Source organism: Nocardia sp. NPDC052112 (assembly GCF_040680135.1).
In the GTDB taxonomy this organism is placed as follows: domain Bacteria; phylum Actinomycetota; class Actinomycetes; order Mycobacteriales; family Mycobacteriaceae; genus Nocardia.
The window spans coordinates 176,549-191,784 of sequence record NZ_JBFAWD010000011.1; the positions used below are offsets into that span (position 1 = coordinate 176,549).

Sequence of the window (15,236 nt, forward strand, 5' to 3'; positions counted from 1 at the left end):
GGCAAGCTCGCCGACATCGACAAGGTCATCGGTGGACAGCGTGAGCTCCCTCGTTTGTATCGGTTCGTGGACCACCAGCTTAGGTCCAGGCAACGACCGACATGCGCGTTTGGGTGTTGGTTGCGACAGGTTGCACATAATCGGGCGATTCGGCGTCGGTTGCGTGTCGCTTGTGATCGGCCGGGAGGGCGGTCGATAACACACAGCAGAATGGGTGTCATGGAGAAAGCTCCCGGCAACATTGCGGCGCGAGCGACCGGCCCGCAGGCGGAAGCGGCCGGCCAGGCACAGTCATCCGAAGGCCGCCCGTTGCGGGCGGCGGTGGGCGACGGGCGGGCCGACGTAGGGCCCGGCGAACGCCGCCGATCCGAGACAGTGGTGCTGGACGCGCCCACGCCCGCACCACCGGCCAGTTTCGCGGCCTTCGTCGACGAGGCGGGCAAGCGTCGCGATCTGTTCAAGATGAAGGCAGTGGCCACCGGATTGTTGGCGTTCGCGACCGCGATCTACCTGTTCTGCCGTTGGCTCGAATCGCGCGGGGCGGGTGGTGATTGGGTCGGCTACCTGCGGGCCGCGTCCGAGGCGGGCATGGTCGGCGCACTCGCCGACTGGTTCGCCGTGACCGCGCTGTTCCGCCATCCGCTCGGCCTGCCGATTCCGCATACCGCGATCATCAGGAAGAAGAAGGATCAGCTCGGCGCCAGCCTCGGCTCCTTTGTCGGCTCGAATTTCCTTGCCCCGGATGTGGTCTCGGCGAAGGTGAGTTCGGCGCAGGTCTCCTGGCGGGTGGGGCGCTGGATGGCCGAACCCGGACACGCCGGGCGGGTGGCGCAGGAAAGTTCGACCATTCTGCGCGCGGTGGTCGGGGTGCTGCGGGACGAGGATGTCGAGCAGGTCATCGACAACACCATCGTCAAGCGGATCGCCGAACCGCTGTGGGGTCCGCCGATCGGTCGGGTGCTGGCCGAACTGCTCGCCGACAATCGGCAGTTGCCGCTGCTCGACCTGCTTGCCGAGCGGGCGCACCAGTGGGCGCTCGGTTCGCAGGAGACGATCGACCGGATCGTTTTGCGGGATGCGCCGCAGTGGGCTCCGAAATTTGTAAACATTCTGCTTTCAGAAAGGATTTATCGGGAGCTGGTCGAGTTCACCTGGAAGGTGCGGTCGAATCCGGAGCACGAGGTTCGGCTCGCGGCGAATCGGTTCCTCGAGGAATTCGCCTACGACCTCCAGCACGACGACGCCATGATCAAAAAGGCCGAGCGGATCAAGGCGCAGATCATGGGTCGCGAGGAGATCACCGGTATGGCCGAGGCGACCTGGCGCGCGGCCAAGCGGCTGATCCTGGAATCGGCCGACGATCCGAATTCCACCCTGCGCCGCAAGGTCGCCGAGAATGTGCAGCAGCTCGGCGAGCGGCTGCGCGACGATGCCGAGATGCGTGCCAACGTCGACGGTTGGATCGACCGCGGGGCGCGGTATCTGGTGGAAAACTATGCCGCCGAGATCACCACGCTGGTCACCGATACGGTTGCCAGGTGGGATGCAGAGGAAGCCAGCAAGAAGATCGAATTGCAGGTCGGGCGTGATCTGCAATTCATTCGCATCAACGGCACGGTCGTAGGATCGCTTGCGGGGCTGGTGATCTACACGATTTCGCAGGTGATGTTCGGCGGCTGACCGTAGCGCGCTGAATGTTTGCCGGAAGGGTGCTAACAGCGTGCTTGCAATAGTTAGCACCCTGCTTTAGAATTGACACGTACAACCGCCAGAAGGTGAGTGATGGCAGACCAGCCCGAAGGTTCCGCCGAGTACACCGACGATTCGCCGGAGAGATCCGGCGGCGTCGGCGACAAGGCGGCTCGTGTGGCCAACGCGGCGCACGACATCGGAGGTTTCATCAGGGCACAACGAGAAGCCGCGCAAGTCTCGTTGCGCCAGCTCGCCACGCTGGCGGGAGTGAGCAATCCATATCTCAGCCAAATCGAGCGCGGATTGCGTAATCCTTCCGCCGAAGTACTCGCGCAGATCGCCAAGGCACTGCGGGTGTCTTCGGAGGTGTTGTACGTACGGGCTGGCTATCTCGAGCAGCGGCCGCACAGTCCGGTCCGGGATGCCCTGCTTGCCGATACGTCGATCAGCGAACGGCAAAAGCAGGTGCTGCTGGACATCTATGAATCGTTTCGCCGGGAAAACGGAGGAAGCGAACCGGGGGGGGAATGAGTGGGACAGCGACGTTCCGAGCACATCACCAACTCCGCCACGCCAGGAGAGCGAAGAATGACCGAAAACGTAACCATCAAGCCACTGTTCGCGACCGTCGGTGCCGGTGACGCCGTGTACACCGCGGTTGTCGACGCCGTCACCCAGGTGCGTGAGCGCGCCGCCTCCACCGATGTCAGCGGTCGCGTCGAAGAGGCCCGCGAGCGCTTCGCCAATGTGCCTGCCGATGTCCGGGCCCAGTTCGAGTCGCTGCGCGAGCGGCTGTCCGGACTGCCGTCGGAGCTGCCGGAGGACCTCGCCGAACTGCGCGAGAAGTTCACCGCGGAGGAGCTGAAGGCGCTCGCCGAGAAGTATTACACCCAGGTCCTGGACCTGTACGCGGATCTGGCCGTACGCGGTGAAGAGACCGTCGAGCGGCTGCGCGCCAACCACCTCGTCGAGGATCGGATCGAGCGCGTCGAGACGCTGTACAAGGATGCGGCCACCCGCGCCGAGGATGCGCTCGCCAAGGTCAACGAGCTGATCGGCCGCCCGGCGAAGGAAGAAGAGGCTGAAGCTGAGGCCGAGGCAGAGCCGCTCGTCGAGGCCGAGGTCGTCGAGGTGACCACCGAGACCGAGCCCGCCACCGACGGCGCCGCCCCCAAGAAGGCGCCGGCCAAGAAGGCGCCCGCCAAGAAGGCCGCGGCCAAGAAGGCGGCCCCCAAGAAGGCCTGACGCTCTTCACTTCTCCACGCTGACGACCCCGCGCACCGACGTGTGCGGGGTCGTTGCTTCTATGATGGGCTGGTGGACACAGCGCACGGATTGGCCAGCTGGATCTTGTACGGGCTGCGGCTCTTGGCGCTCGGCGCGACGATTTTCGCGCTCATCCACGCCATCCGTCAGCGCCCCGACGCCTTCACCGCGGTCGACAAGCTGACCAAACCGATCTGGATCGCAATCCTCGGCGCGGCCCTGCTGTTCCTATTGCTCTCACTGAGCGTCACGAGTCTGCTTGCGCTGGTGTCGATTATCGCGACCGGCGTGTACCTGGCCGATGTGCGCCCGAAGGTGGATGAGATCCAGCGCGGGCCGCGCTGGTAGTAAGGGTCCGCCGACTACCGTCCGGAACGAATGATCTCTTCGATATTGCGCTCGGCCAGCGCGCTGATCGTCAATGACGGGTTCACTGTTCCGGTGCTGCCAGGCACAGCCGCCCCATCCATCACGTACAGACCTCGATAACCACGTACCCGACCGTATGGGTCCGTTGCGCGTCCGATCACCGCGCCGCCCAACGGATGTGAGGTGAACGAGGCGTCCGCGTCCCAGGGCAGGCGGGTGCTGGGCATGCCGGGGGAGGCCGCCCGGTCGTTGACTTCCCGCGCTCGCGCGAGGTAGGCGGCCGCACCGTTGTCCGGCCACCGCAGGTTCACGCGCCCGTCGGCCGGGTCGTAGACGAACCGGCCGCGGGTGTCGTCGAGCACTATGCCGAGCGATCCGAGAATGCCGATATCAAGGGGTGTCACGCCGGGGACGAACCAGTTCTCCAGCGATACTGGTGCGCCCGCCTCGTCCAGAATCCGGCTCGCGGGCGCAGCGCCCTGCGTACCCACGACGGGCGAGCTGGCCGGCCGCGCCAACGCGACGTCGCCGTTGCCGCCCCAGCCCTCGCCGACGTGCTCGTTCAGGTTCGGCAGCGCGCCGGTTTCGCGTGCACGTACCAGCAGTTCGGAGGTGCCGACGGAGCCCGCGGCGAGGAACAGCATGTCGCAGGTCAGCGTCCGGGTGCGCAATACCTCGCCGGTAGGTGCGAGTTTGGTGACGGTGACGGCATAGCGACCCGCCGCCCCCGTTTCCTCGGCGATGGCGTCCACGCGATGGCCAGGGTAGATCCGGGCGAAGCCGGTGTCCTCGGCGTAGCGCAGATAGTTCTGGTTCAGATCGAACTTCGCGCCATTGGAATTGCCGAGGTCCGAACAGCCGATTGTCGCCGAGGGCCTCGATCGTCCGGTCAGCTCGTCGCGGATGACGTCCCACTTCCAGCTGGTGTCGATGTGCTGCGGCGTATATCCGGCCGCGCGGATCTGCTCATCCCAGGCCCGCGAGTGCGCGAACGCCAAGGAGTCATAGATGTCGTTCGGGATCGGGCTCAGCCGCAACATCTTTCGGACCTTGGGGTAATAGACCTCATGCATTTCGCGGTAGTCGACCACACCGCCGAACACCTGGTCGAAGAAGCGCTGCTCCGGCTCGATCATCACCCCGGTGAACACCACCGAGCCACCGCCTACGCACGCGCCGCGCCAGACGTCGATGCCGGGGTAACTGGAAACGTCGAGGACCCCGCCGAACGCATCGAACCGTATCGTGATCTTGTTCGCACCGGTAAAGGTGGTGCGATGCCAGAAGCCGCGGCCATCCGGAATCGTATCGGCGGAGAAGATGTCGCGCCACGGCGCATTCGGCCAGTGTGATCCGCGTTCGAGCACCGCGACCTGGACTCCGGACTCCGACAGGCGCAGTGCGGTGATCGCTCCGCCGAATCCGGATCCGATGACGATCGCGGGCACATGATCGGGCGGATCCGGCAGCGGCGCGAAGATCTCCGGCACCAGCATGCGGTACACCGACGTTCTCGGGCTCGGGCTATAGTCGTCGGCCCGTGCCGCCGCGCGCGTGCCCGCACCCGCAAGCCCTGGCGTTGCCGCGGCCAAGCCAGCGCCCTTGATGAAACCGCGCCTGTCCATGGTGCCCCTCACCTGATCTGAACGTCGCTCCATCACCTCCGGTGCCCAAAATCTATCCCTCTTGGTGCGCGTTCGGAAACACGGTTACAGGTGGGCGCGTCGTAGTGCCGCAGCCTCTAGACCGTGTCGATAACAGCCTGCGCCATAGCGGCTATCTATACATTGGAAAGGGGCCGGAGCGGGAGGTGACAGCATATTGATCCGCGTATGGATTCGGTGGCTGATGATGCATGGCCTGCCACGGTTCTATCTCCTGTGGGCGGCGCGGCGTGGCAATCCGCTCGGGCAGATCGCGGTCGGTGCGGATCGGTTGCTCGGCTCATCGCGGTACGTCGAGGAGATCCGACAGCGTGGCCGGATACCCAAAGTGTCGGGGTTGCACGTGACCGCGGACTACGAACTGTGCCGACTCATCCTGCGAGACCGCCGCTTCAGTGTGGTCACGCCCAACCATCAGGCTCTGCCGAAGCCGATCCGCTGGGTGATGACCAAAACGGATCCGGGGCTTCCCAACCTCGCGGAACCGCCCTCGATGCTGGTGACCGATCCGCCGGACCACACCCGGTACCGACGCCTGGTCGGGCAGGCATTCACCCCGAAGGCGATTGCCAAACTGCGGGAGCGGGTTGTCGAAGTGACCGATGACCTAGTCGAAGGCCTGCAATCGAAGCCGCGGCCTGATCTGATCGTCGACTTCTCTCAGCAGTTGCCCGTCGCCATCATCGCCGAGATTCTCGGATTGCCCGCCCACATGCATTCGACCCTGCTGAAGTGGGGAGATAGCGGTGCGCCACTGATCGAACGCGGCCTGAGCTGGTCCACTTACCGCCACGCCATCGAAGACCTGGCCGAGGTTCGGCAGTACTTCGATCAACACCTCGACGGGCTCACCGCTGAACCGGGCGATGACGTGCTCAGCTTGCTCGTGACCGGTGGCGAGCTCACCCGCCGCGAGCAGATGTCCAATGCGGCGCTGCTGCTGGACGCGGGATTCCTGACGACGGTGAATATGCTCGGCAATGGAATCGCCCTGCTGACCAGCCATCCGGACCAGCTGGAACTGTTGGCGGCGCAGCCGGAGCTGTGGCCGCGCGCGGTCGAGGAAATCCTGCGCTACGACGGTCCGGTGCGGATGACGGGTCGAGTCGCGAAATGCGACGTCGATATCGCCCATCAGCGCATCACATCCGGTTCCCTGGTCCTGCTGTCGTTGGCGGGTGCGAACTACGACCCCGCCGTCTTTCCCGATCCCGAACGATTCGATGTGACCAGGGCCAACGCCGCGGATCATCTCGCGTTCAGCAGCGGGGTACACGGCTGCCTGGGAGCCACACTGGCCCGATTGGAAGGCTCCATCGCGCTGCGAGCCCTCTTCGAGCGATATCCGGATCTGCGCCTGGACGGTCCGCCGATCCCGCATCCGCTGCGCAATCTGCACGCCTACCGCTCCATGCCCGTCAAACTATGTGCCTGAGCCGGTCGGGATGGTTTGGTGCTCATCGAGCGCTCGCGCTGGTCGGCATTGACGCGACGGGTCTGCGTACCTGTTGTGGTGTCGACGCGGATTCGACCAGCGCATGGAGTGTGATTTTCGGTCGACTTGGTGGGATTTCATCGCGGATCGCCGGAGTCGATTCGGCGGCGGTTTGTCAGCGTTCACAGTGCTGGTTCGTGCTGCTGACAGGTGGTTTGGACCTTCCGGCGATCAGGTGATCGGCGCTGCCGTTGGGTTCGGTCACAACGGGGGCTACGCAGAAGGTCGGATAACTTTTTGGGGTGCTTGCACTAGCAAGCGCGGCGGTTTGCAGTTAGTGTATCGGAGAGTTACACAAAGGAGTGTCCGATGCGCGCAATGCCGCCCGCACTGGTGGACGTCCCTGGTCGGGTCCGGGGGCTGCTTCACATACACCGCGCCAACCTGCGGTCGCGTACCTATGCGACCGCGGCGTTGAATCCGCCGACCGCGCCGTATGAGGTCGTTCCTGTCATCACCGGTGATGGTGCGCGTTTGCGTGTGCATGTCTATGGACCCGCCGCTGCGCAGACGATCGTGCTGGTACACGGCTGGACCTGCGCCATCGAATACTGGAATGCGCAGATCAACGAGTTCGCCGATCGGTACCGCGTCGTCGTCTACGACGTGCGCGGTCACGGCGAGAGCGAGCTCGGCTCCAGTCGATTGACCACCGATCTACTCGCCGACGATCTGGCCACTGTGCTCGACGCCACATTGCGTCCGGGCGAGCGGGCCGTTGTGGTCGGCCACAGTCTCGGCGGCATGACCGTGCAGGCCTGGGCCGGACGCTATCCGGACCGAGTGGCGAAGCAAGCATGCGCGGTACTGCTGAGCAACACCGCGCCGAGTCGACTGATCGCCGAGACGACCGTCCTCCCGGTTTTCAATGCGCCACTGCCACTGCTGAACCGGCGAATTCCGCTGCCGTACCGCGTCGGCCGCCTCGGCCTCGGCGCCCCGATCGTCTTCCCGCCGATCGCCCCGGTGAAGTGGGCCTTCGCCCGGCAGATCATGAGCTCGCGTTCCACCGGCGACGTGGTCGACTACAGCCTCGCCGTGGTCCGCTCGTGCCCCGCTCGGGTGCGTGCGAAATTCGGAATCCTGCTCGCCGAGTTGGATCTCGGCGAATCGGCCCGCAATCTCGTTGTGCCGACCACGATCCTCGCCGGTGCATTCGACGATATGACGCCGCAGGTGCACGCCGAGCGGATCGCCGAAATGCTCAGGGCGACAGGCAGTCTGGTCAAATACGAGGTACTGCCGCAGGGGCATCTGGGAAATGCCGAGATGTACCAGCGGTTCAACGAGGAACTGGCTTCGATCCTCGATTCGGTGCGCCTGCCCGCCAAAGCAGCCGGATAAGCCTGCCCCCCGCGCCGAGGGGTCAGGAGAAGACGACGGTGCGGCGGCCGTGCACCAGGACTCGGCCCTCGAGATGCCAGCGCAGGCCACGGGCCAGTACGACACGTTCGATATCGCGGCCTTGGCGGACCATATCGCGGACCTCGTCGGCGTGGTCGATGCGGATGACGTCTTGTTCGATGATAGGCCCCGCGTCGAGTTCGGCGGTGACGTAGTGGCAGGTCGCGCCGATCAATTTGACGCCGCGGGCGAAGGCCTGGTGGTACGGGCGGGCGCCGACGAACGAGGGCAGGAAGCTGTGGTGGATATTGATCGCCTTGCCCGCCCAGTGTTCGCACAACTCGGCGGGCAGTACCTGCATGAAGCGAGCCAGGACGACGGCGTGCGGGTCGTGGGCATCGACCAGCGCCCGTACCTCCTCGAAGGCCGGACCGCGTTCGGCCGGATCCTTCGGGAAGGGCACATGGTGGAACTTCACGCCGTGTGCCTCGGTCATACCGGCGAGGTCCGGGTGATTGCCGATCACCGCTTCGATGGTGGCGGGCAGTTCACCGCTCGCGGCACGGCCGAGCAGATCGTGCAGGCAGTGGCCGTCCTTGCTGACCAGTAGTACGGCCCGGCGCCGCTCACCGGAGTCCAGCAGTTGCCATTCGGTCTCCGCTCCGAAGTCGGCCGCGACACCGGCGAACCGGTCGCGCAGCTCCGCGATACCGAACGGCACCGTCGACGCCTTGATCGCCTGGCGGGTGAAGAACCAGCCGATATCCGGGTCGGAGTGGTAGCCCGCTTCCACGATGGACCCCCCGAACTCGGCGATGAAGGAGGTGATCCTGGCAATGATGCCTGGACGGTCCGGGCACCCGAGGGTGAGCACGAAGCGTCGATCGTCCGAGGCAGGTGGAGCGGAACTCATGGCCTCATCCTCCCAGGTCGACTATGCGCAATTCGCACCACCTGCGGCGCTGCGCGTCCGTGAGGTGTTGAGCGAGCGTTGCGGGAAAGCCGACAATGGGGATGTGACGCGGGTGAAGTTCGTGCGACAGCTCGACGGGCTGACGTATGAATTCGTGCGCGACGGCTGGGCCTACGGCTACCCGTCGTACAAGCGGGTCGATGACGACCTCTGGTGTCGGCGCCTACCGGAGTTCGGTTGGTCGATCTGCACCGATTCCGGTGAAGTCCTGAGCCGCCCCTTCGACGACCCCGGCCGAGGTGACCTGCCCCCCGAAGGCGCCTGGGTATCCCGCAAACACCAGCGCTCCTACGTCTACGACATGATCCACCACCCCTGAACCGCCGCCTTACCGATCGTAGAACGGCTCCGCGTAACGGAATTCGCCGGTGATCTGCGAGTCGTACGCCGACAACGTGCGCACCTGGAAATGCGGAACCCAGCCCGGTTCATCCGGCGTGATGCCGAGCCGGGCGGCGGGCAGGAAACCGAACTGCGGGTAGTAGTCGAGGCTGCCGGCCAGTCCGATCAGCGGCTCGTCGAGGGCATCGGCGGCACCGAGCGCCGCGTGCATCAGCGCCGCGCCGACGCCATTGCCCTGATGTTCGGCCAGGACGCCGATCGGGCCGAGGGCGAGTACCGGGAATGGGCCGACGCCCGCGCGGGTGAGGCAGACATGGCCGATGACGGTGTCGTGTTCCACCGCGACCATCGACAGGGTCGGGATCCAGCCGGAGTCGCTGCGCAGCCGGGCGACGAGGTCGACCTCGGGTGGGTCGGCGGTGGGCGCACCGGTGAGTTCGGTTATCTCCCGGTCGTTATCGGCGTTCGCGTACTGCGGTCCGAAGGCGCTGCGGTGGACGGCCGCGATCGCGGCGGCATCGTCGGCGCGTTCGCGACGGATCAGCACGGTGTCGTCTCCTCCTGAACGAATGGGCCATCCGTAACTGCGCAACAGTCGGCCGGGCAGTCGCAAAGCGCTGTCCGTAGCTCCACCGACAGTATCGAGTGTGCGCGATGCGCCGGAGGCGCGCAATGGAATTCGCCGTCGGTATGCCAGACTCTCACCCTGTGGCAAATTCCGCGTCGCTGACCAGGGCCGAAGTGGCCGCCATGATCGATCACACACTGCTGGCGCCGGAGGCGACGGCCGCGGAGGTGGACGCTTTGGTCGCGGAGGCACGCGAACTCGGCGTCTACGCGATCTGCGTATCGCCGTCTATGTTGCCGATTCGGGCGTCCGCAGTGGTCGTCGCGACGGTCGCTGGATTCCCTTCTGGGAAGCACCATTCGCTGGTCAAAGGTGCCGAGGCGCGCCTCGCGGTCGAGCAGGGCGCGGCCGAGGTCGACATGGTGATCGATATCGGAGCCGCACGCGCGGGCGATTACAGCGCGGTGCTGTCCGATATCGTGACGGTGCGTGAGGCAGTGGGGGATCGCGCGGTGCTCAAGGTGATCATCGAATCGGCGGCGCTGTCCGATGTCGCGATCGTCGAGGTCTGCCGCGCCGCCCAACGCGCCGGTGCCGATTTCGTGAAGACCTCCACGGGGTTTCACCCGTCCGGTGGTGCCACCGTGCACGCGGTCCAGCTGATGGCCGAGACCGTCGGCGGCCGCCTCGGTGTGAAGGCCAGCGGCGGCATCCGGACATCCGAGGCCGCTGCCGAACTCATCGCCGCGGGCGCGACCCGTCTCGGACTCTCGAAATCCCGTGCGGTGCTGGCGGGATTCCCGGCCTGACCTCGACCCTAGGCCGGGCGACCGAATCGCCCTTCGCAGTCCGTATTCAGACGGGCGGATACGCAACGCGCGTGACGGCCGAAGTCCGCCGCCTGATGAAACTGCTCGCAATCACGGCATTCGGCGGGCGGATGTGCTGTGCCCATTCGGCGAATGTGGTTGTGCGCCAAGTGCTGTCCGAGGTGGTCGCCGATTCGGTCATCACGTCGGCGGGCCGCGGATGCGACAGGCTCCGCGGCTCGCCGGCCACCCTCTGTCGAATCAGCAGCTGACGCTGCTGCTGTTGTTCTGGGCGGCGGGCAGTTCGGTCCGCCCGCCCGCCAGCTTCACCGCGACGCCGTTATCGGTGACTTTGACCTCGGTGGCCTTCATTCCGAGCGGGTAGCTCTGCAGACTCTGTGTGAACACATCGACGATGCCGGAAACCAGATCCTTCGGTATCCCCATGCCGAGCAGCGCCGCAGACATCGTCTCGACCTGCACGGTGCCGTCCTTCACTTCCGGCTTCACTTGCAGCTGTGCGAGCCCGCCGAGCACATCCAGGGTCAGCATCCCGTTCGACGAGGAGGAACTCACGCCGCTGACCAGGCCGCCGAGCGTCTCCCGGATACCGTCGTTACCCCAGGTGACATCGGCCGACGAGCTGCCGATGGTGCCGCCGCTGCCGTTGTCGACCTCGACGTCGTTGAATCTGGCGTGCACCACCATGCCGACGGCCGGTCCGAACTTGGAATCTGCGCTGTCCACCTTCACTTGATCGACCTTCCCGTCGATCCAGGTGATCAGCATCGGCTTGGCTCCGAAGCTCACGTCGATCTTCGAACCCATATCTTTTTCGAATTGCGTGCTGATGCACCGCGAAACCTGATGCCGCGCATACGCCTCCCCGCCGACCAGGACGGTAGCGAGCAGAATCGCGACCACGACGAGGGCGATCACCAGGGCACGCCGGTTGATCGTCAGGGTAGAGGAGCTCTTCGTACTCATGCGGTCGATTCTTCCCGACATTTCTGAGCTCGCTCTGTGGGCGCTGTGAGGGGTTCGATTGTGACATGTGACACAGGGTTCGAGCGTAGCCTGGTCGACATGGCTGGCGATGCGGCGGGCCGTGCACTCGATTCCGCCGAGCACGGGTGGCGTGTGCTGCGGCGATTGGCCGGGCGCCACGCCGGGTTCTTCACCACCAGACAGGTGCTGCGGGCCGGATGTGAGGCGCGCGTTCGCGCCGGACTCGGCGACGGTTCGGTGACGCGGGCCGGGGTCGGGCTATTGCGGTTGGCCGATTGGCCCACCGGCCCGCTCGACGAATACGCGATGTGGGCGGCCTGGTTCGACGGGGCCGCCGCGGTATCGCATCAGAGTGCCGCGGAGTTGCACGGCCTCGGTTCGCTGCGGCCGCGATTCCTGCATATGTCGGTCGGTGCGGGCCGCCCGCCGGTCACCCCGCGACTGGTGGTGCTGCGCCGTCCGCTTGTTCCGGCCGATCTCGAATCCGCGGGCGCCTTCCTGGTGACCACGCCCGTGCGCACCGTGCTCGATCTGGCCGAGGGTGATATCGGGCAATCCGCATTGGATGAGGTGGTCGGTGACGCGGTCGCCATCCATCGCTGCGATACCGATGAAATCCGTTCCGCGTGTGGGCGACTATCCCCGCGTGCGGCGACTCGGGTGTACCGGGCCCTCACCGCCGGGTGATCGGCGCGGCGCGGACGCGAATGATCCGATTCTGCTATCAATTCATCCGATCTCCGGTTTTGCTCGATGCGCAACCATGGCAGGGTAACTGATCATGGGGACGGTAGGTCAGGGCAGGTGGGATCTCGTCTTTCCGTCTGGAGCGCCCGAGCCCATCGGCGCTATGTTCGCCACCGCCGTGGTCGCCGACGCGGTCCGCAGATATGACGCCGACCTCGCGCAACAGGTCGAAACCTGCCGGGACTGGCACCGTGCCTATCGCGGCGTATTCCGCGGCCTGACCGCCCTGGCCGCGAGTGCGCCCGAGGTGTCGGTGGGGATCGCGACCGACGGGTTGCGGGCGGCGCGCCAGCTGCTGCGTTTCGTGAGCGGGGACACGGTCGCGCCGCTGCACAGCGTCGATGTGGATGCGATCGCCACACCCGACGGACTCCGGACCGACCGGATCGACGGAACCGCGAAACCCGCACCCCGACTGGAAATTCCGTTCCGCGGCGCGCTATTGGCCGAGGAGGCGCTGTGGCAGCAGCTGACCGACTGGCGTCGCCGCGGCATTATCGAGCCCGCCTTCGCCGCGGCGGTGGAGCGGGTGATCGATCATCCGGAGTGGTTATCGCTGCCCGGCTTCCGGGTGATCGTTGCCGGGGCGGCGGCCGAACTCGGCCCACTACGGCCGCTATTGCGGTGGGGCGCTGACGTGCTCGCGATAGATCTGCCAGGGCCGCAGCGGTGGCATGAGATTTCGGATATCGCGAAGTCGGGAGCCGGTCGGCTGCGCTATCCCGTCACGGCCGGGTCGGGCGCGGATATCACCAGGCAGTTCCCGGCCTTGGCGCACTGGATTCGCGCGCAGTTCGACCACGACGCGCGGCCGGTATTCGGCCTGTACGCGAATGCTCCTGGACCGCACGGGGTTCGGTTGGCCGCCGCCCTGGATGTCCTGGTAGAGGATCTGCTCGAGCACCGCGAAGACGCCGCCGTTGCGTACCTGGGATCGCCGACCGACTGCTACGCCGTGCCCGAGGACGTCATCGCGGATGCGCATGCCCGCCTGCACGAGTGCGGCATCGGCCCACGCCTGTTGCGCGTGCTCACCGCATCGGCCATGTACCGGCCCAACTACCGCAGCACGAATCCCGACCACTTCGGCGCGACCTGGAGCGTCGCCGATGCACTGCTCCCCGCCCAGGGGCCGAATCACGCCCTGGCCCAACGTATCCTGCGCTGGCGCACGGTCCTCGCACACACCGCGGGCCGCACGGTCTCGGCCGCCGTCGCACCGCCCGCCTGGACGAAATCCCTCCGCTCCCAGCGCTCCCTGGTCGCCTCCTTCCGCGGCGCCCGCCACTTCGGCATCGAAGTATTCGCCCCCGACACCGCCCGAACCCTGCTGGCGGCCAAGCTCGTCGCCGACCTCTCCGCCCCACCCGCCCCCACCACCACCCCCGACCACCTCTTCGTCTCCGGCGCCGCCCACGGCGGCCTCTGGCGCCAACCCTTCGACCCCACCTCGATCCTCCCGCTCGCAGCCCTAACCGGCCACACCCTCCACCTCCTCGGCCGCCACTAGCCACCCCCAAACCGCGATCAAGATCAGGTGGCATTCATGGCGGCATCGCGCGAGAACCCACCGCCCTCAGTGCCACCTGATCTTGATCCGCACGAGGGTTGTGGTGATGGCGACGGGATTCAGGTGGTTTGGTTGGGTGCGATGGTGGTCCAGGGGACGGAGAGCACGCAGTCGCGCATGCGGCGGCGATAGGTGTGGATCGGGAAACCCTCGTGGCGCAGGTACTCCGCTGCCGTGCGCCAGCGGACTCGGGGACCGAAGGGGGCGAGGGGAGCGGCGCGGGCCCAGGCGCGATCGGCGGCGGTCAAGAGCGCGTGGATCGGTTCACCAGGAATATTGCGGTGGATCAATACCTTCGGCAGGCGCTCGGCGATATCGGACGGGCGCTCGACTGTGAACGGGTCCCAGGCCAGCGTCAGCGAGCGCGGTCCGGACCGATCCAGCAGCACCCAGGCGCAGCGCCGGCCCAACTCATCGCACGTACCGTCGACGAGCAAACCCTCCGAATCCATCCCGGACAGAATGGTGGCCCACGCGTCGGGGACGGCCGATTCCGGATATTGCCGCAGCACATTGAACGCCCGCACCAGCACCGGCCGCAGCCCGGCCAATTCGAAGCCGCCGCGCGCGAAAGTGACACCGTCACGGCCGGGCACCACCCGTTCCGGATCGATCTCGAGCCCCACAACCCGCACATCCGTCCGGACCGTGCGCAGCCGGACCGCCAACTCCAATGTGGTCCACGGACTCGCCCCGTAGCCGAGGTCGACGACCAGCGGATCGGCCGCATCGCGCAGTCGGCCGGTCACCAGCTCGTCGTGGATCAGCCAGCGGTCGCTGCGTCGCAATCGGTTGACACCGGTGGTGCCCCTGGTGATGGTGCCGACCGGTCTCAGCGGGTCGGGTTTTGCTCTTCCAGCCACTTCACGGTCTGCTCGGCCTCGCCACGGAACAGGTCGACCAGGTTCACCAGCATCAGCTGTTCGAGTCGCGGGCCGACCATCGGAATGAACACCTTGGCCTCGGAGGAGAACCGCATGGTGCAGCCGGTATCGGTGGGGAACAGCCGAACGGTGCCGCCGAGGCTGCCCGGCCCGGCTGGGATGGCGGCCGAGAACTTGCCGACGGACTCGTTCTCGTCGAACGGCCCCCAGCTCTCCTTGCGGGTGATGACCATATCCTTGCGCATGACCGCCTGCGCGATCTCCGGCAGCATCTCGCGCGGCAGGATGTGATTGAGCACGACGTCGATACCGGACTCGCTGACATCGAGGCTGCTGACCTCATTGCCCGGCGAGAGTTTCGACATCGCCGCGCACCGGTCTTCCCAGTACTCCCGGGTCGACATCGCCGCGTACAGTTCCTTGGTGGTGTACAGCGGGAAGCGGGCTGAATAGTCCAGTCGGCGAGCCATGAGGGATTACGTTACCGGGACCGGTTGCTGCCGCA

General features: G+C 66.1%; 16 protein-coding genes. 10 read left to right on the top strand and 6 right to left on the bottom strand.

From position 1 onward, the window contains the following. The first annotated feature begins 219 nt into the window (after positions 1 to 219). The 4 genes from AB0L58_RS22640 to AB0L58_RS22655 all read left to right on the top strand — a co-directional run bounded on the left by AB0L58_RS22640 (position 220) and on the right by AB0L58_RS22655 (position 3,306). Entirely contained in the window at positions 220 to 1,680 is a 1,461-nt protein-coding gene (locus AB0L58_RS22640) for a DUF445 family protein (protein ID WP_364389470.1), read from the top strand. 102 nt (positions 1,681 to 1,782) lie between these two features. Next, positions 1,783 to 2,223, top strand: coding sequence for a helix-turn-helix transcriptional regulator (locus tag AB0L58_RS22645; protein ID WP_364389471.1), 441 nt, complete (start codon positions 1,783 to 1,785; stop codon positions 2,221 to 2,223). A 57-nt stretch (positions 2,224 to 2,280) separates the two neighbouring features. Next, positions 2,281 to 2,937, top strand: coding sequence for a heparin-binding hemagglutinin (locus AB0L58_RS22650; RefSeq protein WP_364389472.1), 657 nt, complete (start codon positions 2,281 to 2,283; stop codon positions 2,935 to 2,937). Positions 2,938 to 3,009: 72 nt separating this feature from the next. Further along, positions 3,010 to 3,306 carry a DUF2516 family protein gene (locus AB0L58_RS22655; protein ID WP_040696344.1) on the top strand — a complete coding sequence of 99 codons (297 nt, stop codon included), beginning with the start codon at positions 3,010 to 3,012 and terminating at the stop codon, positions 3,304 to 3,306. Positions 3,307 to 3,320: 14 nt separating this feature from the next. Here AB0L58_RS22655 and AB0L58_RS22660 read toward each other — a convergent pair whose 3' ends face one another. Further along, positions 3,321 to 4,952, bottom strand: coding sequence for a GMC oxidoreductase (locus AB0L58_RS22660; protein WP_364389473.1), 1,632 nt, complete (start codon positions 4,950 to 4,952; stop codon positions 3,321 to 3,323). A 223-nt stretch (positions 4,953 to 5,175) separates the two neighbouring features. Here AB0L58_RS22660 and AB0L58_RS22665 point away from each other — a divergent pair, with 223 nt between their 5' ends. Together AB0L58_RS22665 and AB0L58_RS22670 are read left to right on the top strand one after the other, a co-directional pair. Continuing rightward, the gene (locus AB0L58_RS22665) at positions 5,176 to 6,426 is read left to right on the top strand and encodes a cytochrome P450 (RefSeq protein ID WP_364389475.1); all 1,251 of its coding nucleotides are present in this window, start codon (positions 5,176 to 5,178) and stop codon (positions 6,424 to 6,426) included. A 369-nt stretch (positions 6,427 to 6,795) separates the two neighbouring features. After that, positions 6,796 to 7,830 (top strand): alpha/beta hydrolase, encoded by a 1,035-nt coding sequence (locus tag AB0L58_RS22670; protein WP_364389476.1) that lies wholly within the window; start codon positions 6,796 to 6,798, stop codon positions 7,828 to 7,830. Between the two features lie 22 nt (positions 7,831 to 7,852). Here the strand turns inward: AB0L58_RS22670 and purU are convergent, their stop codons facing one another. Further along, positions 7,853 to 8,743 carry a formyltetrahydrofolate deformylase gene (gene purU, locus AB0L58_RS22675; RefSeq protein WP_364389478.1) on the bottom strand — a complete coding sequence of 297 codons (891 nt, stop codon included), beginning with the start codon at positions 8,741 to 8,743 and terminating at the stop codon, positions 7,853 to 7,855. On the opposite strand from purU, the gene AB0L58_RS22680 reads away from it, so the two are divergent. Further along, positions 8,742 to 9,122 carry a hypothetical protein gene (locus AB0L58_RS22680; protein ID WP_364389479.1) on the top strand — a complete coding sequence of 127 codons (381 nt, stop codon included), beginning with the start codon at positions 8,742 to 8,744 and terminating at the stop codon, positions 9,120 to 9,122. The two genes, purU and AB0L58_RS22680, sit on opposite strands and share 2 nt — an antisense overlap. 9 nt (positions 9,123 to 9,131) lie before the next feature. Here AB0L58_RS22680 and AB0L58_RS22685 read toward each other — a convergent pair whose 3' ends face one another. Next, the gene (locus tag AB0L58_RS22685) at positions 9,132 to 9,692 is read right to left on the bottom strand and encodes an N-acetyltransferase (protein ID WP_364389480.1); all 561 of its coding nucleotides are present in this window, start codon (positions 9,690 to 9,692) and stop codon (positions 9,132 to 9,134) included. 143 nt (positions 9,693 to 9,835) lie between these two features. Between AB0L58_RS22685 and deoC the strand changes: the two genes are divergently transcribed. Then, positions 9,836 to 10,522: a deoxyribose-phosphate aldolase gene (deoC, locus tag AB0L58_RS22690; RefSeq protein ID WP_364389481.1), complete on the top strand. Its 687-nt coding sequence runs from the start codon at positions 9,836 to 9,838 to the stop codon at positions 10,520 to 10,522. Between the two features lie 261 nt (positions 10,523 to 10,783). On the opposite strand, the gene AB0L58_RS22695 is transcribed toward deoC, so the two are convergent. Further along, positions 10,784 to 11,509, bottom strand: coding sequence for a DUF2993 domain-containing protein (locus AB0L58_RS22695; RefSeq protein ID WP_364389482.1), 726 nt, complete (start codon positions 11,507 to 11,509; stop codon positions 10,784 to 10,786). 99 nt (positions 11,510 to 11,608) lie between these two features. Here AB0L58_RS22695 and AB0L58_RS22700 point away from each other — a divergent pair, with 99 nt between their 5' ends. Beyond that, positions 11,609 to 12,217, top strand: a complete 609-nt coding sequence (locus AB0L58_RS22700; RefSeq protein ID WP_364389484.1) for a hypothetical protein — start codon at positions 11,609 to 11,611, stop codon at positions 12,215 to 12,217. Between the two features lie 94 nt (positions 12,218 to 12,311). Further along, positions 12,312 to 13,787, top strand: coding sequence for a hypothetical protein (locus AB0L58_RS22705; protein ID WP_364389485.1), 1,476 nt, complete (start codon positions 12,312 to 12,314; stop codon positions 13,785 to 13,787). Positions 13,788 to 13,906: 119 nt separating this feature from the next. On the opposite strand, the gene AB0L58_RS22710 is transcribed toward AB0L58_RS22705, so the two are convergent. Continuing rightward, the gene (locus tag AB0L58_RS22710) at positions 13,907 to 14,710 is read right to left on the bottom strand and encodes a class I SAM-dependent methyltransferase (RefSeq protein ID WP_364389486.1); all 804 of its coding nucleotides are present in this window, start codon (positions 14,708 to 14,710) and stop codon (positions 13,907 to 13,909) included. After that, entirely contained in the window at positions 14,680 to 15,201 is a 522-nt protein-coding gene (locus AB0L58_RS22715) for a DUF2505 domain-containing protein (protein WP_364389487.1), read from the bottom strand. Before AB0L58_RS22715 ends, AB0L58_RS22710 begins: the two co-directional genes overlap by 31 nt. Between the last annotated feature and the right edge of the window lie 35 nt (positions 15,202 to 15,236).